This window comes from Geobacillus sp. FJAT-46040 (assembly GCF_002335725.1).
In the GTDB taxonomy this organism is placed as follows: domain Bacteria; phylum Bacillota; class Bacilli; order Bacillales; family Anoxybacillaceae; genus Geobacillus; species Geobacillus thermoleovorans.
The window spans coordinates 850,580-868,900 of record NZ_NISS01000001.1; the positions used below are offsets into that span (position 1 = coordinate 850,580).

At 55.8% G+C, this 18,321-nt stretch carries 20 protein-coding genes; 19 read left to right on the forward strand and 1 reads right to left on the reverse strand.

The window, feature by feature from the left end; genetic code table 11:
- Positions 1-137: 137 nt before the first annotated feature.
- The 5 genes from qcrA to ypjB all read left to right on the forward strand — a co-directional run bounded on the left by qcrA (position 138) and on the right by ypjB (position 4,197).
- On the forward strand, positions 138-647 hold the full coding sequence (qcrA, locus tag CD000_RS04630) for a menaquinol-cytochrome c reductase iron-sulfur subunit (protein WP_096224988.1): 510 nt from the start codon (positions 138-140) through the stop codon (positions 645-647).
- Positions 648-650: 3 nt separating this feature from the next.
- Positions 651-1,325, forward strand: coding sequence for a menaquinol-cytochrome c reductase cytochrome b subunit (qcrB, locus tag CD000_RS04635; RefSeq protein WP_011231676.1), 675 nt, complete (start codon positions 651-653; stop codon positions 1,323-1,325).
- 49 nt (positions 1,326-1,374) lie between these two features.
- Positions 1,375-2,139 (forward strand): menaquinol-cytochrome c reductase cytochrome b/c subunit, encoded by a 765-nt coding sequence (locus CD000_RS04640; RefSeq protein ID WP_096224989.1) that lies wholly within the window; start codon positions 1,375-1,377, stop codon positions 2,137-2,139.
- A gap of 78 nt (positions 2,140-2,217) precedes the next feature.
- Entirely contained in the window at positions 2,218-2,838 is a 621-nt protein-coding gene (gene lhaT, locus CD000_RS04645) for a lipoprotein heptaprenylglyceryl N-acetyltransferase LhaT (RefSeq protein ID WP_013144910.1), read from the forward strand.
- A 570-nt stretch (positions 2,839-3,408) separates the two neighbouring features.
- Positions 3,409-4,197: a sporulation protein YpjB gene (ypjB, locus tag CD000_RS04650; protein ID WP_015375261.1), complete on the forward strand. Its 789-nt coding sequence runs from the start codon at positions 3,409-3,411 to the stop codon at positions 4,195-4,197.
- 137 nt (positions 4,198-4,334) lie between these two features.
- Here the strand turns inward: ypjB and CD000_RS04655 are convergent, their stop codons facing one another.
- Positions 4,335-5,207, reverse strand: a complete 873-nt coding sequence (locus CD000_RS04655; protein ID WP_011231672.1) for a YitT family protein — start codon at positions 5,205-5,207, stop codon at positions 4,335-4,337.
- A gap of 159 nt (positions 5,208-5,366) precedes the next feature.
- Here CD000_RS04655 and CD000_RS04660 point away from each other — a divergent pair, with 159 nt between their 5' ends.
- The 14 genes from CD000_RS04660 (at position 5,367) to CD000_RS04730 (ending at position 18,308) form a co-directional block, all read left to right on the forward strand.
- A complete protein-coding gene (locus CD000_RS04660) occupies positions 5,367-5,702 on the forward strand; it encodes a nucleotide pyrophosphohydrolase (RefSeq protein ID WP_011231671.1) in 336 nt (111 codons plus the stop codon).
- Positions 5,699-6,496: a 4-hydroxy-tetrahydrodipicolinate reductase gene (dapB, locus tag CD000_RS04665; protein ID WP_096224990.1), complete on the forward strand. Its 798-nt coding sequence runs from the start codon at positions 5,699-5,701 to the stop codon at positions 6,494-6,496. The genes CD000_RS04660 and dapB overlap by 4 nt, the downstream gene beginning before the upstream one ends.
- Before the next feature lie 31 nt (positions 6,497-6,527).
- Positions 6,528-6,962 (forward strand): methylglyoxal synthase, encoded by a 435-nt coding sequence (locus CD000_RS04670; RefSeq protein WP_096224991.1) that lies wholly within the window; start codon positions 6,528-6,530, stop codon positions 6,960-6,962.
- 5 nt (positions 6,963-6,967) lie between these two features.
- Positions 6,968-7,678: a bacillithiol biosynthesis deacetylase BshB1 gene (gene bshB1 / locus CD000_RS04675; protein ID WP_096224992.1), complete on the forward strand. Its 711-nt coding sequence runs from the start codon at positions 6,968-6,970 to the stop codon at positions 7,676-7,678.
- Positions 7,675-8,811, forward strand: coding sequence for an N-acetyl-alpha-D-glucosaminyl L-malate synthase BshA (gene bshA / locus CD000_RS04680; RefSeq protein WP_081130579.1), 1,137 nt, complete (start codon positions 7,675-7,677; stop codon positions 8,809-8,811). Before bshB1 ends, bshA begins: the two co-directional genes overlap by 4 nt.
- The gene (locus CD000_RS04685; protein WP_096224993.1) at positions 8,808-10,022 is read left to right on the forward strand and encodes a CCA tRNA nucleotidyltransferase; all 1,215 of its coding nucleotides are present in this window, start codon (positions 8,808-8,810) and stop codon (positions 10,020-10,022) included. The genes bshA and CD000_RS04685 overlap by 4 nt, the downstream gene beginning before the upstream one ends.
- Complete coding sequence (locus CD000_RS04690; protein ID WP_096224994.1) at positions 9,980-10,969, forward strand: biotin--[acetyl-CoA-carboxylase] ligase; 990 nt, start codon at positions 9,980-9,982, stop codon at positions 10,967-10,969. The genes CD000_RS04685 and CD000_RS04690 overlap by 43 nt, the downstream gene beginning before the upstream one ends.
- A 266-nt stretch (positions 10,970-11,235) precedes the next feature.
- Entirely contained in the window at positions 11,236-12,075 is an 840-nt protein-coding gene (gene panB / locus CD000_RS04695) for a 3-methyl-2-oxobutanoate hydroxymethyltransferase (RefSeq protein ID WP_011231664.1), read from the forward strand.
- Entirely contained in the window at positions 12,072-12,974 is a 903-nt protein-coding gene (gene panC / locus CD000_RS04700; RefSeq protein ID WP_014196191.1) for a pantoate--beta-alanine ligase, read from the forward strand. The genes panB and panC overlap by 4 nt, the downstream gene beginning before the upstream one ends.
- Positions 12,956-13,339: an aspartate 1-decarboxylase gene (gene panD, locus CD000_RS04705; RefSeq protein ID WP_013144919.1), complete on the forward strand. Its 384-nt coding sequence runs from the start codon at positions 12,956-12,958 to the stop codon at positions 13,337-13,339. The genes panC and panD overlap by 19 nt, the downstream gene beginning before the upstream one ends.
- A 47-nt stretch (positions 13,340-13,386) precedes the next feature.
- Complete coding sequence (gene dinG, locus CD000_RS04710) at positions 13,387-16,116, forward strand: ATP-dependent DNA helicase DinG (RefSeq protein WP_096224995.1); 2,730 nt, start codon at positions 13,387-13,389, stop codon at positions 16,114-16,116.
- 336 nt (positions 16,117-16,452) lie between these two features.
- Positions 16,453-16,623, forward strand: coding sequence for a YpmA family protein (locus CD000_RS04720; RefSeq protein ID WP_011231659.1), 171 nt, complete (start codon positions 16,453-16,455; stop codon positions 16,621-16,623).
- Between the two features lie 5 nt (positions 16,624-16,628).
- Positions 16,629-17,105 carry a cell wall elongation regulator TseB-like domain-containing protein gene (locus CD000_RS04725; protein WP_031212755.1) on the forward strand — a complete coding sequence of 159 codons (477 nt, stop codon included), beginning with the start codon at positions 16,629-16,631 and terminating at the stop codon, positions 17,103-17,105.
- Between the two features lie 21 nt (positions 17,106-17,126).
- Positions 17,127-18,308 carry a pyridoxal phosphate-dependent aminotransferase gene (locus tag CD000_RS04730; protein WP_096224997.1) on the forward strand — a complete coding sequence of 394 codons (1,182 nt, stop codon included), beginning with the start codon at positions 17,127-17,129 and terminating at the stop codon, positions 18,306-18,308.
- Positions 18,309-18,321: the final 13 nt, after the last annotated feature.

Consider the following 18,321-nt stretch of genomic DNA (forward strand, 5'->3'; position numbering starts at 1 on the left):
AAAGTCCGACGTTTTGCCGCCTGCGATATTGACCTTGTCCAGCAATTGAGCTATCATTAGAATGTCCTAGTTTTCCGTATGTGTTATACATACAATCGTCCGGTGCGGACTGGACTTTGCATAGAGGGGGGAAGACGATGAGCGACAACAAACATCGCGTAACGAGACGTCAATTTTTAAACTACACGCTGACCGGGGTCGGCGGCTTTATGGCAGCAGGAATGCTTATGCCGATGCTCCGCTTCGCCTTTGACCCGATCTTGAGAGAGACGGCAGGCACGGATATGGTCGCGGTAGCGGACGTCAAAGAGATCACGACCGAACCGAAGCGCTTCGACTTTAAAGCGAAGGTGAAAGACGCTTGGTACGAGTCGGAAGAACCGAGATCAGCTTGGGTGTATAAGGATGAAAAAGGGGACATTATCGCCCTGTCACCGATTTGTACACACCTTGGCTGTACGGTCGACTGGAATACGGACAAAAACAACCCGAATCATTTCTTCTGTCCGTGCCACTACGGGCTCTATACGAAAGACGGCACGAACGTTCCGGGGACGCCGCCGCCAGCTCCGCTTTACCGCTACGAGTTCGAAGTGAAAGACGGAAAGCTGTATTTAGGCAAGGCGAAACCACGAGGGGAGGCGTAATGCGTGTTAAACAAGCTGTATGACTGGGTCGATGAACGCTTAGATATTACGCCTTTATGGCGGGATATCGCCGATCACGAAGTTCCGGAGCACGTCAACCCGGCCCACCATTTTTCCGCCTTTGTCTATTGTTTCGGCGGACTGACGTTTTTTGTCACGGTCATTCAAATTTTGTCGGGCATGTTTTTGACGATGTACTACGTCCCGGATATTAAAAACGCATGGGAATCGGTGTATTATTTGCAAAACGAAGTAGCGTTCGGCCAGATCGTGCGCGGCATGCACCACTGGGGGGCAAGCTTGGTCATCGTCATGATGTTCTTACATACGCTGCGCGTCTTTTTCCAAGGGGCGTATAAAAAGCCGCGCGAGATGAACTGGATCGTCGGCGTATTGATCTTTATGGTGATGATGGGTCTTGGCTTTACCGGTTACTTGTTGCCATGGGATATGAAAGCGCTGTTCGCGACGAAAGTCGGTTTGCAAATCGCGGAGGCGACGCCGCTTATCGGTCCGGCGATCAAAACGCTGTTGGCTGGAGATCCGGAAATTGTCGGCGCGCAAACGTTGACGCGCTTCTTTGCCATTCACGTCTTCTTCTTGCCGGCCGCTTTGCTCGGCTTAATGGCAGCGCACTTTTTGATGATTCGTAGACAAGGCATTTCCGGTCCGCTATGATCGGTCGGCCCGCGTTTCGAGGCGATAGAAAAAAGGAGGGAATCACGCAATGCATCGCGGAAAAGGAATGAAATTTGTCGGCGATTCCCGTGTTCCCGCGGTAAGAAAACCGAATATTCCGAAGGACTATTCAGAGTACCCCGGGAAAACGGAAGTGTTTTGGCCGAACTTCCTCTTGAAGGAATGGCTTGTCGGTTCGGTCTTTCTCGTCGGTTTTTTAAGCTTGACGGTCGCCCACCCGTCGCCGCTTGAGCGGGTCGCTGACCCGACGGACACGACGTATATACCGCTGCCTGACTGGTATTTCTTGTTCTTATACCAATTGCTCAAATACTCGTATGCGTCCGGTCCGTATACGGTTATCGGTGCGATCGTCATGCCGGGGCTGGCGTTTGCTGCTTTGCTGCTGGCGCCGTTTTTGGATCGCGGTCCGGAGCGCCGTCCTTGGAAGCGCCCGGTGGCAACCGGCATGATGTTGTTGGCGCTCGCTTCTATTGTTTATTTGACATGGGAAGCGGTCGTCACACACGACTGGAAAAAAGCAGCTGAGCAAGGGAAAATTCGTGCGGAAGTGGAAATTGATACGAACGCGGAAGGCTATAAAATCGCCCAAGCGAACACATGTACATCGTGTCACGGACAAAACTTGTCCGGCGGCGCCGGCCCGTCGCTCATCGGCACCGGCTTGACGCCGGAAGAGATCGCGAAGATCGCCAAAGAAGGGAAAGGCAGCATGCCAGGTGGCATTTTTAAAGGCACGGATGAAGAGCTGAAAAAAATGGCGGAATTCATCGCCGGCTTAAAAGCGGAATAATTCGTTCAGCACGGAAAAGCTGACTCGCGTTAGTCAGCTTTTTTCGTGCCAACATGAAACCGAGGCGAGGTGCAGATGATGGCATGGCTTTATGCGCTGTTGGCTTCCCGGCCGGTTGTTTGGCTGCTCTTGTTCGTCAACGCGGCCGGCACCATCTATGGATATTATTGGTATCGTTATCAACTTGCCGATACGCCGCCCGTCTTTTTGCCGTTTGTTCCCGACAGCCCGACGGCGAGCCTTTTTTTTCTTGTCGTCCTTGTGGCATGGCTTTTCGGCAGGTCGGCGCCGCTTTTTGAAGCGTTGGCTTTGGTGACGCTTGTTAAGTATGGAATTTGGGCGGTCGTTATGAATGTGCTCGTTTGGCGCGTCACCGGCACGCTCGATTGGGCCGGGTGGATGCTGATCGTTTCGCACGGGGCGATGGCGATCGAAGGAATGCTGTACGCCCGGTTTTATCGATTCCGCTTCCTTCACCTTATGCTGGCGGCCGTGTGGACGCTGCATAACGATGTCATCGACTACGTTTTTGGCATGATGCCGCGCTATAGTGTGCTGGCTGACTACGCCAACGAAATCGGCTATTTTACGTTTTGGTTGAGCATCGCATCGATTGCCGCTGCGTATCAGCTTGGCGTCCGCCTCCGGCGCCAGCCGCTTCTGCCGGGCGGCATGTCTTTCCGGCAGGCATCAGAGTAGAGCGTTGAACACAAGGAGGAACGTTGGGCGGCAGCTTTCTATTATAGATGCAACGAAGAAGTTTAACATATCCTTGACGGAAAAGCGGTTTGTCCATTTTCGACTGTCGAAGGCAAGCCACAGGCTTGCCTCCGTCACGCCAAGGCGTGACGGAAGACCGAACAACCGCCTGCCCTAAAGACCCATATATGGGTCTTTAAGCGGCGTTGTTCGGTCCCCCGACAGTCGATCAGATACTCGGTAAAAGCTGCAAATGGTAAAGCTTCGAATTGCATCTATCCTGAAAATACCCGAACTTCAAAATGTGCAAGGTTTCAGAGTTCGACATAGCGGCATTTTCATCCCTTCGATGGTGACGAAATTTTTTTGTCATGGGAGTCTATATAAGTTGAAACTTTGTTTTACATCCAGTAGAACGCCCGCTGCATTCTATCAAAATGACTTGTTATGAAGGAAAACAGAATCGAACAATCGGAAAATCTTTATTGCAACTTATATATATAGCAGTTGCCTGGTCTACTCTTGTCCACTCCTTCATACATTGTACTAGTGGATGAGGGAGGGACGATGATGAAGCGAATCGGGCTAGCCATGTTGTTGTCGCTCGCCTTTTTATGGCCAGCGCCCATTGGCGCGGCTGGACAAACAAACGGTTGGGAGCAGTTGGACGATATTTCCGACGAGGCGCTGCAATTGGCGAAAAACGGTCGTTTTGCCGAAGCAAAAGAAGTGCTCCGCTATTTTTCCAAGCGGTTTTTCGCCCTTGGGGCAAAAGAACGGTTGAAATCGGCCGATGAATTGCGGGCGGTGACCGTGACGCATGAGCAGGCAGTCAAGGCGATGACGGCGCCGATCTCCGCGGAAGACAAAGTGGCGGCGATCACCCAGTTTCGCCTTGTTGTTGACGCCATCCATTCGACATACCAGCCGCTTTGGACGGAGATGGAGCCGGCTGTCATGGAGGCGTTTGCCGCGGTCGAAAAGGCGGCACAACAAGGCGAGCAGAAAGCGTATGCCGCTGCCCTCCGCCAGTTGCTTGACCGCTATACATTGATCGAGCCGAGTGTGAAAATCGACGTGCCGCCGGATATCGCGACAAAGGTCGATGATGATCTTGAGGCGTTGCAGGCCGCCGCGTTTTGGCAACGCGGCGAAGACGAGCAGCGCGAGCAACTTGCCGATGCGCGTCAAGATCTTGAAGCGCTGTTTGCCGGGGTGAAAAAGGACGAAGCTGATCCGTCGCTGATTTGGGTGATGATTTCCACTGGCGGAGTGATCGTGTTGACGCTGACGTACGTTGGCTGGCGGAAGTACAAAGGAGAAAAGGAAGAGAAGCGGGCGCGGCAGCCGGAAGACTAAGCACCGGCGCTTTTTGCGAGGGGGAAACGTTTCCCCCTCTTTTTTGTTTTCCCGTCGCTTTGTGCAAGCACCGCCCCGGCACTTTCAAGCGGCGCTTGCCGGGCTTGTCCCGGTTGGGCTTTCGCGCCAGCGGCTTTTCATGGTTCCAGCGGCCGCTTTTGTTCATCGAGCGTAAACCCTTCGCCGAGCACATCATGCACATCGGTGACGGCGACGAACGCATGCGGATCAACGGATATAATGACACTTTTTAAGCGCGGCAGTTCGTTTTTGGCGACGACGCAATACAAGACGTCGCGGTCGCGCTTCGTATACGAGCCGCGCCCTTTCAGCACGGTGACGCCGCGCTCCATCTCTGTCAAGATCCGGTTGGCGATCTCTTCGCTTTTTTCTGAGATGATGGTCGCCCCTTTTGCCGCATAGCCGCCTTCCTGCAGAAAATCAATGACCCGGGCGGCGATAAAGACGGCGACCAACGTATACATCGCCTCGCGGTATGACAGGTAAAGAAGAAGCGACAATGTGATGACGGTGGCGTCAAAGGCAAACATCGTTTTGCCCATGCTGATGCCTTTATATTTATGGACGAGGCGCGCGATAATATCGACGCCTCCGGTTGTGCCGCCGTAGCGGAAAATAATGCCGAGGCCGACGCCGATAAAGACGCCGGCAAACAAGGCGGCGAGCGTCATGTCATGTCGAAGCGGCATATGAATCATGTAGCGTTGAAAGATGGACAAAAAGACGGAAACGGCGACCGTGCCGATGACGGTATAGAGAAACGTTTGGCGGCCGAGCAGCTTCCAGCCGATGAAAAAGAGCGGAATGTTGAGCGCCAAGTTGGTGATCGCTGGATCCAGTCCGAACAAAAAATAAAGAAGAAGCGTAATGCCGGTAAACCCGCCTTCCGCCAAATTGTTTTGCATGTTGAAATGAACGAGCCCGAAGGCGAAAATAGCGGCGCCAAGCAAAATAAACAGGCAGTTTTTGATCTTTAGTCCAAAAATCATACCGTCCCTCCGTCCGCAAAAATAGTCGGCGCCCTTAATTATAGAGGAACTTGTCCATATAGGCAATGACGAGCGAAAACGGGCGGATTGACAGCGGGCGAAAACATTTGTCAAATGCGCCGCTTTTCGCTAACATGAAAACAGACGAGGTGACAAGCCATGCAGGAGAAAACGATGAAACAAATGCAACAGGAAGTGGATGACTATATCAGTCAATTCAAAGAAGGCTATTTCAGCCCGCTCGCCATGCTGGCGCGGCTGACGGAAGAGCTCGGCGAGCTGGCGCGCGAGGTGAACCATTACTACGGGGAAAAACCGAAAAAGGCGACCGAACAAGAAAAAACGGTGGAAGAAGAGCTGGGCGATTTGCTGTTTGTGCTCATTTGCTTCGCCAATTCGCTCGGCATTGATTTGCAGGCGGCGCACGACCGGGTGATGGACAAGTTTCGCACCCGCGACCGCGACCGCTGGACGCGGAAGGAGGAAGGATCATGACGATTCGCATTGTCATCGCGGGGCCGCGCGGCCGCATGGGCCGAGAAGCGGTTGCGCTCGTGCAGCAAACCGATCACTTTGAACTGGTTGCGGTCATCGACCGCCGTTACGATGGACAAAATTTAGCGGAGATCGACCGATTTTCCGGCGTCAACGCCCCGATTTACACCGATGCGGCCCGCTGTTTTGCGGAGGTGAAGCCGGATGTATTGATCGATTTGACAACGCCGGAAGCCGGAAAGCGGCACACCGAGCTGGCGCTGCGTTACGGCGTTCGTCCGGTCGTCGGCACGACTGGATTTACGCCGGAAGATATCGAGCGGCTCACCAAGCTGGCGGAAGAGAAAGAAATCGGCGCCATCATCGCGCCGAACTTTGCCGTCGGAGCGGTGTTGATGATGAAATTCGCCCGCATGGCGGCCAAATATTTCACTGATGTGGAAATCATTGAATTGCACCATGATCAAAAGCTTGACGCACCGTCCGGAACGGCATTGAAGACGGCGCAGCTCATTGCCGAAGTGCGACCGTCGAAAAAGCAAGGCCACCCGAACGAAAAGGAAACGCTTGCTGGCGCGCGCGGCGCCGAATATGACGGCATCCCGATCCACAGCGTCCGTCTGCCGGGCTTTGTCGCTCATCAAGAAGTGATTTTCGGCGGCAACGGCCAGACGTTGACGATCCGCCACGATTCGCTCGACCGCCGCTCGTTTATGTCCGGGGTGAAGCTGGCAGTGGAAACGGTGATGCATTTACATACGCTTGTCTATGGGCTGGAGCATATTTTGGAATAGTGTGCAAACTGCGCAAACGGGGGAGAATGGAATGAAAATCGCGTTAATTGCCCATGACCAAAAAAAGGCAGAGATGGTCGCATTTGCGACCGCCTATGCGCCTGTGCTTGCAAACCATGAATTGTACGCCACCGGCACGACCGGCTTGCGCATCCAGGAGGCGACCGGTCTTCCCGTTCATCGCTTCCAATCGGGGCCGTACGGAGGCGACCAAGAAATCGGGGCGATGATCGCCCGCAATGAAATGGATCTGGTCATTTTTTTCCGCGATCCGCTCACCGCCCAGCCGCATGAGCCGGACATCAGCGCATTGATGCGGCTTTGCGACGTCTATGCCGTGCCGTTGGCGACGAACATCGGCACGGCCGAGCTGCTCATCCGCGCGTTGGAGCGCGGCGATTTGGCATGGCGCAGCATTGTGCGCGGCCGAACAAAAGGCGGGGAGGAATCGAAACCAGAAAGGTGACAGCGATGATGGAAACGTGTGACTTGTTGGCGTTCGGCGCCCATCCGGATGATGTCGAAATCGGCATGGGAGGGACGATCGCCAAATACGTACGCCGTGGGTACCGTATTGTCATTTGCGACTTGACGCAAGCCGAGCTGTCGTCCAACGGCACGGTCGACGAGCGGCAGAGAGAGGCGGCCGAGGCGGCCCGCCGGCTCGGTGTATCCGAGCGGTTCAATCTTGGGCTGCCTGACCGCGGCCTTTATGTCGAGGAAGAGGCGATCCGCCAGATCACAGCGGTCATCCGCCGCTGCCGGCCGCGCCTTGTATTCGCCCCCTATTGGGGAGATCGACATCCGGATCACGGGCGATGCGCCCGCCTTGTCGAGGAAGCGGTCTTTTCCGCCGGCATCCGCCGCTATGGCGCCGGAGAGCTTGGCGATGCGCACCGCGTTCGGGCGGTGTATTATTATATGATCAATGCCTTTTGCCGCCCGCATTTTCTCATCGATATTAGCGAAACGATCGATGACAAGCTGGACAGCCTGCGCGCGTACGAAAGCCAGTTTCAAAAACGGCCTGGCTCGGTTGACACCCCGCTGACCAACGGCTACATCGAGATGATTGAAAGCCGCGAGCGCTGGTTCGGTCAACAAATCGGCGCGGCGTATGCGGAAGGGTTTTTGACGAAAACGCCGATTCATCTTTCCAATTTGTTTGAGGAGGAGCGATGAAGCTGAAAATCGGGATTGTTTGCTATCCGACGGTCGGGGGCTCCGGAGTGGTCGCCACTGAGCTTGGCAAGCTGCTGGCGGAGCGGGGGCATGAGATTCACTTTATCTCATCGAGCATGCCGTTTCGTTTGAATAAAGTGTACGGCAACATTTATTATCATGAAGTCAGTGTCAACCAATATTCCGTCTTTCAATACCCGCCGTACGATTTGGCATTGGCAAGCAAAATTGCTGAGGTGGCAAAGCGGGAACGGCTCGATGTGCTTCATGCCCATTACGCCGTTCCTCATGCCGTCTGTGCGGTGTTGGCGCGGCAAATGGTCGGCGAGCTGCCGATCATCACGACGCTGCACGGCACGGATATCACCGTGTTAGGCTATGATCCGTCGCTTTCCGATATGATCAAATTTGGCATCGAGCAGTCGGATATCGTTACGGCGGTGTCTGACGCCCTTGCCCGGCAGACGTATGAACTGCTCGATGTGCAAGCGACGATCCATACCGTCTACAATTTTGTCGATGAACGCGTCTACCGTCGCCGGGAAGCGGGCCGTTTACGGCGCGAGTACGGCATTCGCGACGATGAACGAGTTGTGATCCATGTCTCGAATTTCCGGAAAGTGAAGCGTGTGCCTGATGTAGTGAGAGCGTTTGCCATCGTGCGCCGGCACGTGCCAGCCAAGCTCTTGCTTGTCGGCGACGGTCCGGAAATGACCGTCGTCTGCCGGCTTGTGAAAGAGCTTGGGCTGCAAGATGATGTCCGCTTTTTAGGAAAACAGGATAAACTCGAAGAGCTGTATTCGATCAGTGATGTGATGATGCTTTTGTCGGAAAAAGAAAGCTTCGGGCTCGTATTGCTTGAAGCGATGGCGTGCGGCGTTCCGTGCATCGGCACGGCCATCGGCGGGATTCCGGAAGTGATTGAGGATGGGAAAACCGGGTTTTTATGCCCGCTTGGCGATGTCAAAGAGGCGGCAAGACAGGCGATGGCGCTGTTGACAGACTGCCGGTTGCACGCTGAGATGGCAAGACAGGCGGTGCAAACGGTCGAGCGCAAGTTCCGCTCGGCCGACATCGTCGGCCAGTATGAACAGCTGTACGCTTCGCTTGCGGCAAGGAAGGTGAAACGATGAAACCGCCGTTTGAACAGGCGCTCGGCATTATCCGACAATTGAAGCGGCATGGCTATGAGGCGTATTTTGTCGGCGGCGCGGTGCGCGACTTGTTGATCGGGCGTGCGATCGGCGACGTCGATATCGCGACAAGCGCTCTGCCGGAAGAAGTGATGCGCTTGTTTCCGAAAACGATCGACGTCGGTTCGAAACACGGCACGGTCGTCGTCGTGCATGAAGGAACGGCGTACGAAGTGACGACATTCCGCACGGACGGCGATTATGAAGACCATCGCCGTCCGGAGTCGGTGACGTTCGTTCGTTCGCTTGAGGAAGACTTAAAGCGCCGCGATTTCACGATGAACGCCATCGCCATGGATGAACGCGGAACGATCATTGATCCGTTTGGCGGACAAGAGGCGATCGAGCGGCGGCTCATTTGCACGGTCGGGGCGGCGGACGAACGGTTTCGCGAAGATGCGCTCCGCATGATGCGGGCTGTTCGCTTCGTCAGCCAACTTGGATTTGCCCTTGCTGAGGACACGAAGCGGGCGATCGTCCAAAACGCACCGCTTATGGCCCACATTTCTGTCGAACGGATGACCATGGAAATGGAAAAACTGCTCGCCGGTCCGTTCGTTGCCGAAGCGCTGCCGCTGTTGGCCGATACCGGGCTGTTCGCTTATTTGCCTGGGCTGGCCGAAAAAGAGCAGCTGCTGCGCTCGGCCGCCGCCTTTCGCTGGCCGTGGCTTACAAAGCGCGAAGAGCGCTGGGCGCTTCTTTGCCGCGCGCTTGATGTCAAAGACATTCGTCCGTTTTTGCGCGCCTGGAAGCTTCCCAACAAAGTAATCGATGAAGCTGGCGCCATTTTGGCGGCGCTCGATGATGTCCCTAGGCCGGAGGCGTGGACGAACGAACAGTTGTTTTCAGCCGGCCTCGAGCGAGCGCTATCGGTTGAAGCGGTGCGCGCCGCGCTTTGCGGCGCGCCGTCTGAACCTCATCATGAGGAGCTCCGCCGCCGCTTTGCGGCGCTGCCGATCAAAACGAAAGGGGAGCTTGCCGTCAACGGGAAAGACGTCATTCGCTGGGCTGGAAAACCGGCCGGTCCGTGGGTGAAAGAGACGCTGGATGCCATCTGGCGGGCGGTCGTCAGCAGCGAAGTCGAAAATGAGAAGGAGCGGATTTACGCATGGCTCATGGAGCGCAATCGGACACACGAAAAAAACTGTTAGAGTTGTTTGCCGAAGCGAACGGCGAGTTTTTGTCCGGGCAAAAAATCAGCGAACAGCTCGGCTGTTCGCGGGCGGCGGTATGGAAGCATATCGAGGAGCTGCGCAAAGAAGGATTTGAACTCGAAGCAGTGCGCCGCCTTGGCTACCGGATTATCAGCACGCCGGATAAAGTGACGGCCAACGAAATCCAGCTCGGCTTAAAAACGGAAAAACTTGGCCACACGATCCACTTTTTTGACGAAGTCGATTCGACGCAGCGCATTGCGGCAAGGCTCGCGTATGAAGGGGCGCCGGAAGGAACGCTCGTCGTCGCGGAAGAGCAAAAGGCTGGGCGCGGGCGTTTGGATCGGAAATGGTTTTCCCCAAAAGGGACGGGCATTTGGATGAGCCTCATTTTGCGGCCGGCCATCCCGCCGCAGTGGGCGCCGCAGCTGACACTGCTTGCCGCGGTGGCCGTCAGCCAGGCGATTCAGGAAGTGACCGGGCTTGTCCCAGACATTAAATGGCCGAATGACATTTTGCTTGACGGCAGAAAGTGCGTCGGCATTTTAACGGAGCTGCAAGCCGACCCTGACCGCGTCCATTCGGTCATCATCGGCATCGGCATCAACGTCAACCAAACGATCGAGCAGTTTCCGGAGGATATCCGGGCCATCGCGACATCGCTGGCCATTGAAAAGGGCGGGCCCGTAAAGCGCGCCCCGCTCATTCAAGAAATTTTGTTCCGGCTTGAGCGGCTGTATGAGCAATATTTGGCGCATGGCTTCCGTCCGATTAAGCTTCTTTGGGAAGGGTACGCCGTTTCGATCGGCAAGCCGGTGACAGCGAGAACGCTGAACGGCGTGATTCGCGGCATCGCCCGCGGCATCACTGACGACGGGCTGCTCATCCTTGAAGATGAGCAAAAGAACATCCATTACATCCATTCTGCCGATATTCAGTTCTAATTTGCCGCTAGAAAAATTGTAACAATTTTGTTAAAATACAAAGCGAGGAAAAGGGCAGTATCTTTCGCAAGAAGAACTGCACCGAGGCCGACAGCACGAATAGGTGAAGGAAATGATCTGCCTTGATCCTTTTTTGAAGGACTAGGACAGAGGGATGAACGAAACCGACGGCGGTTTTATGGCGTCCTTCTTTCTCAAGGCGGGAAAGAAGGACGTTTTGTTTCGGGCGGTTCATCTCCTCTGCAGTCAAAGAGGAGGGAACGAAAATGAAAGCGAAAACCGATTTTTTCCACATGAAGCAGGCGGGCGAGCCGATCGTGATGGTGACCGCCTACGATTTTCCGTCCGCGAAGCTTGCCGAGCAAGCCGGCGTCGACATGATTTTGGTCGGCGATTCGCTCGGCATGGTTGTGCTCGGGTATGATTCAACGATCCCGGTGACGGTCGATGATATGATCCACCATACGAAGGCGGTTCGCCGCGGTGCGCCGAACACGTTTATTGTCACCGATATGCCGTTTATGTCGTACCATGCGTCCAAAGAAGAGGCGCTGCAAAACGCCCGCCGCATCATGCAAGAGTCAGGGGCGAACGCCGTTAAAGTCGAAGGGGCGGATGAAGTCGTCGACATGATTGCCGCGCTGACGAAAGCCGGCGTGCCGGTCGTTGCCCATCTCGGGTTGACGCCGCAATCGGTCGGCGTTCTTGGCGGCTATAAAGTGCAAGGCAAAGATGCCGAAAGTGCGAAAAAGCTGCTCGATGATGCGAAACAATGCGAGCAGGCGGGAGCGATCGCCCTTGTCTTAGAGTGTGTTCCGAAGCAGCTCGGGGCGGCCATGGCCCGGGAACTCACCATTCCCGTCATCGGCATCGGCGCTGGGGCGGAAGTCGACGGTCAAGTGCTCGTGTATCACGATTTGCTTGGCTACGGTGTCACCCGCGTGCCGAAGTTTGTGAAACAATACGCGTCCATCCAAGAGACGATCGTCGAGGCGTTAGCCAACTACGTCGCTGATGTCAAACTGCGCCAGTTCCCGGAGCCGGCGCACACGTTTACGATGAAGGAAGAAGAATGGGTGGCGCTTTACGGAGGAAAGCAAGGATGATCGTGATGGATCAGATTGCAGCGATGCAGGCGCTCATGCGCCAATATCGCCGTGAAGGAAAGACGATCGGGTTCGTTCCGACGATGGGCTATTTGCATGAAGGGCATACCTCCCTCATCGATCGGGCGCGCGCGGAAAACGACATCGTCGTCCTAAGCGTTTTCGTCAACCCGCTTCAGTTCGGACCGAACGAAGACTTTGCCCGCTATCCGCGCGATTTCGAGCGCGACCGGCGCATCGCCGAACAGCATGGAGTCGACGTCTTGTTCCATCCGGAAGCGGACGAGATGTATCCGGAGCCGCTTACCGTACGAGCGATCGTTCAAGCGCGCGCCGACGTGCTGTGCGGACGGTCGCGCCCCGGCCATTTTGACGGCGTGGCGACGGTGCTCATTAAGCTGTTCAACATTGTTATGCCCGACCGCGCGTACTTTGGGATGAAAGATGCCCAACAGGTGGCGGTCGTCGACGGCTTGATCCGCGATCTCAATTTTCCGATCGAGCTCGTGCCGGTGCCGACGGTCCGCGAGGCGGACGGGCTGGCGAAAAGCTCGCGCAACGTCTATTTGTCGCCGCAAGAACGGAGTGAGGCGCCGGCGCTGTATGCAGCGCTTCAAGCGGCCGCTTCCGCCGTCGAACGAGGAGAGCGGAGCGCAGCGGCCATCCGCCGGATGGTTAGAGAGCATATTGAAGCGCATACGCACGCTGAGATCGATTATGTCGAAGTATGTTCATATCCGGATTTGACGCCGCTTGAGACGCTCGCCGGGACAGTGCTGATCGCTGTCGCCGTCCGATTTGCGAGCGCCCGGTTGATCGACAATATCATGATTGAGTTGCCCAAAACCGGCGAACAAGGGGATGGAAAGGGGGAGCAAGCATGTTTCGCACGCTCATGAACGCCAAAATTCACCGCGCTCGTGTAACAGAGGCCAATCTCGATTACGTCGGCAGCATTACGATCGATGAAGATATTTTGGATGCCGTCGGCATTGTGGCTAATGAAAAAGTACAGGTAGTGAACAATAATAATGGAGCCCGTTTTGAAACATACGTCATCCCCGGCGAGCGCGGCAGCGGCGTCTTTTGCCTAAACGGCGCCGCCGCCCGCCTTGTGCAAAAAGGGGACGTTATTATCGTCATCTCATATGTGCTCGTTCCAGAGGAAAAAATCGCCGCCCATCGACCGAAAATCGCGATTATGGACGAAAACAACCGGATTGTGCAGCTCATCGCCGAAGAGCCGGCGCATACGGTTTTATGAGGGCAAAAAGGGGCTTTCCGCCCCTTTTCGTTTTGAGGTGATCGTTTATGGCAACGCGCTTTGTCATCATTGACTTGGAGACAACCGGAAATGGGCCGAAAAAAGGCGATCGGATCATCCAGCTCGGCATGGCGGTCGTCGAAGATGGCCTGATTGTCGAACGGTTTGCCAGCTTTTTTAACCCGGAACGGCCCATTCCGCTGTTCATTCAGCAGCTGACGAACATCAACGAACAGATGGTCGAAGGAGCGCCGCTGTTTGCTGACAAGGCGGGCGAGATCGCCGCCTTGATGCACGGTGCTTACTTTGTCGCCCATAACGTCGACTTTGATTTGCCGTTTTTGCAGGCCGAGCTTGAACGGGCTGGCTGGCCGCCGTTTTCCGGTCCGACGATCGATACGGTCGAGCTCGCCCGCATCGTGTTGCCGACTGCCGAAAGCTATAAGCTCGGCGATTTGGCGAGGCAGCTCGGCCTCCACCACAATCGTCCGCATCAAGCGGACAGCGATGCGGAAGTGACCGCCAAGCTGTTCATTGCCTTGCTCAAGCGGCTCTCCCGTCTGCCGCTTATGACGCTTGAGCAACTGCGCGGTCTTGCCCGCCACTTGAAAAGCGATATTTACTTGCTCCTTGATGCGGTCATCGCCAAAAAGCGGAACAAGGCGCCGGCCGACCGCGCTGTCGCCGTATACCGCGGCATTGCGTTGAAACAACCGGCGCCGGAGCCAGATGAGAGCGATCGGCGCCCCGCTTTGGCTTCGTTCGCTGCCTTTTGCGAACAGGAGCCGCCCCTTCCGCTTCCCGGCTACAAGCGGCGCGCGGGGCAGTGGGAGATGATGCGGCTCGTTTATGAGGCGCTGTCGACGTCCCAGCACGCGCTCATTGAAGCAGGGACCGGACTTGGCAAATCGCTCGCCTATTTGATTCCCGCTGCTTTTTTTGCCTGTGAGCAGCAAGAGCGGGTCGTCATCAGCACGCATACCCTCCAGCTGCAGGAGCAGCTCATTCGCCGCGATTGGCCGGTATTGCGGCAAATCGCGCCGTTTCCGCTCCGCGTTGCCGTTTTGAAAGGGAAGCAAAATTACTTATCCCTTGACAAGTTCGCTTCGTTTTTGTCGGAGCCGTCTGACACGTACGATGCGGCTCTCTTGAAGTGCCAGGTGCTCGTTTGGCTGCTTGAGACCGACAGCGGCGACTTGGACGAATTGAATGTGTCATCCGGCGCCCGTCTCCTATTGTCCGCGCTTGCCATCGGCGAAGAGGAAGACGGCGGGCGGCATCATTTTTTCGCCCGGGCGAAAGAGCGCTCCGAACGGGCGGATGTGGTCATTACCAACCATGCGCTTTTGCTTCATGATTTGACCGGCCCGGCGCCGCTTTTGCCGCCGTTTCGCCATCTGATCATCGATGAGGCGCATCGGCTTGAAGATGCCGCCGCCCGGTGTTTTGGCGAGCAGATTGGCTATGTGTCGTTTCGCCTGCTGACCGCCAAAATCGCGCAGACGATCGCGAAATGGGTAGAAGCAGAACAGGACGCACCGAATGGGGCTCTTGTCCGTTGCCAGCAACGCCTTGAGGAGCTGCAGTTTGAAGGGGACGAGCTGTTCCGCCTGTTGCGCCGCTATGCGTTGGACAAAAAGCCGGCTCGCGCTGGACGTTGCCGCTATCGCTTTTCGCCGACGGACGAACAGAGCCGGGCGTGGCAGGCGGCGGTGGAGTTATGCTGGCGCCTGCGCGATTTGGCGGCGGCGCTATCCGCTGAAGCGAAGCCGCTTCTATCCGCTGATACGAGTGGCGATTTCCCACCATCCGCCTTGCTGTCGGCTGATTTGGCGGCTCTCAACCGGCAAATGGCTGCGCTCGTGCGTTTGCTGACCGAAAAGGAGCCGGGTGTCGTCCGGTGGATCGAAGCGGACGAAAAAGGGGCGGCGAACGCTGTCCGCCTTTACTCGCAGCCGGTTGACCTTGCTGACTTTTTCGCCGATCAACTGTTTATGAAAAAACGGAGCGTCGTTTTGACGTCGGCGACGCTCACTGTCCGCGGCCGGTTCACGTATATGGCGGCGCGTCTCGGTCTTGAGGATTTTTATCCACTTTGCCGCTCGTTTCCGTCGCCGTTTCGTTACGAGGAGCAGGCCGCGCTCTTCGTGCCGGCGGACATGCCGCTCGTTTCTGCCGTGCCGCTTGAAGATTACGCCGAAGCGGTCGCCGCTTCGGTGCTTGCGATCGCCCGACGCCTCGGACGGCGGGTGCTTGTGTTGTTCCCTTCGTATGAACTGTTGAAACTGACGGTTGATGCGTTGAAGACGGAGGAAGAAGGCGAGCCGTTTGTTTTGATCGCTCAAGGGGTGCAAAGCGGCAGTCCGGCAAAGCTCTTGCGGACGTTTTTGCAGTTTGAGCATGCGGTGTTGTTTGGGACGAGCAGCTTTTGGGAAGGGGTCGATCTGCCAGGTTCAGCGCTCGATGTGCTTGTCATCGCCCGCTTGCCGTTTGCGCCCCCGGACGATCCCGTGATGGAGGCAAAAAGCGAGCGCATTCGCCTAGGAGGCGGCGATCCGTTTTCCGAGCTGGCGCTTCCTGAGGCGGTGCTTCGTTTTAAGCAAGGGTTTGGCCGTCTCATTCGCACTGAAGACGACAAAGGAGCCGTATTTGTGCTGGATCGGCGGCTGATGTCTTCCCTGTACGGCGCGGATTTCCTCGCTTCCTTGCCGCCGCTTTCGGTGCATGAAGGCGCGCTTTCTGAGCTGCTTGACAAGGCGGAAACTTGGCTTTCGTAAAGCGGGCTTTATTTCTCATAAAGATGGACGAAACGGCGCAATCTAAAGGTATCAGGCGGCAAAAAACCCCGCATGAAGCGGGGGCAAAGAAGCAAATTGGCGTTGACGGTGTAGGCGGGCAAATTTGTTATGAAATGATCGGACAAACCTGCTATAATAGGAAAGAAGCACAACTGCGATGACAGTTTGCGCCTTGCCGTTTGGCTTTGTCGGCTTGGCCGCAGAGGTGCGAAGAAGCACGCCTTTGATGTCACCTTCGCTGTATTTGTATTGTTGCCGGAGCCGCCGGCGTGTATAAGTAACAAAATTTGCGCCGCACAGGAGGAAACGACGAAAATGGAAAGCAAAATCGAGGTGCTCGCTACCGTCAAAGTTCAGCACTCCGACGACTTGTACAAAATTGTCGACTGCTTGAACCGAACGCTAAAGCGCGACAATTTGATGTTTGGCCTTGCCTTGGATGAAAACGACAAGCGCCAGGCCATCTTTACGATTTATCGGACGTGATCACGATGAAAAAGTGGGGTTGGTTCACTCTGCTTTTTTTTGGATTCCTTATTTGGCAGGCATGGTCGATTTATGACGAGGCGATGGCGCCCAAGCGGCTGATGGTGGAACATGCATTGGCGCGGGCGAAGGAAGCCGCCGGGCTTGCTGATGTGAAGAAAGTCTATACATATTATGGCGACGAAGCGTGCACCGTATTCATCGGAAGAACAAAACAAGGGAAAGCGGTCGTCGTTTGGGTGCCTGAAAAAAAGGGGAGTGTCGTCGTCAAGGGCGTGGACAGCGGCATCAGCGAGGCGGAAGCGCGCGCCATTTTGCAGCGCGACCGCCGACCGCGGCGCATCATCGACGCGACGCTTGGCATGGAAAAAGGCGTGCCTCTTTGGGAGTTGACATATATTGATGCGCAAGGAAGGTATTCGTTTTATTATCTTCACTTTGCGGATGGGGCCTTCCTGAAGAGGTACAGTTTTCAACAGTGAGGACGTGAGGGGGAAGAAGCGATGAAACTGGCAAAACGGGTGGCGTCGCTGACGCCATCGGCGACATTGGCCATTACGGCGAAAGCAAAGGAACTGAAAGCGGCTGGATACGACGTGATCGGCCTCGGGGCCGGCGAACCGGATTTCAACACGCCCCAGCACATTATCGCGGCGGCCATCAAGGCGATGAGTGAAGGGCATACGAAATATACGCCATCAGGCGGGCTGCCGGCGCTGAAAGAGGAAATCATCAAAAAGTTTGCCCGTGATCAAGGGCTTTCGTACGAGCCGTCGGAAATCATCGTCTGTGTCGGGGCGAAGCATGCGCTTTATACGCTCTTTCAAGTGCTGCTTGATGAAGGCGATGAGGTCATCATTCCGACGCCGTATTGGGTGAGCTACCCGGAACAAGTGAAGCTGGCTGGCGGCGTTCCGGTTTACGTTGAAGGGCTGGAAGAAAACGACTTTAAAATGACGCCGGATCAGCTGAAACAGGCGATTACCCCGAAGACGAAGGCGGTTATTATCAACTCCCCGAGCAATCCGACCGGCATGATTTATACGGCCGAGGAGCTGAAAGCGCTCGGGGAAGTATGCTTGGCGCATGGCGTGTTGATCGTTTCGGACGAAATTTATGAAAAATTGATTTACGGCGGGGCGAAACATGTGTCGGTCGCCGAACTGTCGCCGGAGCTGAAGGAGCAGACGATCATCATCAACGGCGTATCGAAATCGCACTCGATGACAGGGTGGCGCATCGGCTACGCGGCTGGACCGAAAGACATCATTCAAGCGATGACCGATTTAGCAAGCCATAGCACATCGAATCCGACATCGATCGCTCAATATGCGGCCATTGCCGCCTACAGCGGGCCGCAGGAGCCGGTCGAACAAATGCGCCAAGCGTTTGAAGAACGGCTCAACATCATTTATGACAAGCTTGTGCAAATTCCAGGCTTCACCTGCATCAAACCGCAAGGAGCGTTTTATTTGTTCCCGAACGCCCGAAAGGCGGCGGATATGGCCGGATGCCGCACGGTCGACGAGTTCGTCGCCGCCTTGTTGGAGGAAGCGAAAGTCGCGCTCGTGCCTGGTTCTGGGTTTGGGGCGCCGGATTACGTCCGCTTGTCGTACGCGACCTCGCTTGAGACGCTCGAGACAGCGATCGAACGCATCCGCCGGTTTATGGAGGCGCGGGCCTAAGGCGCTTTGCGCC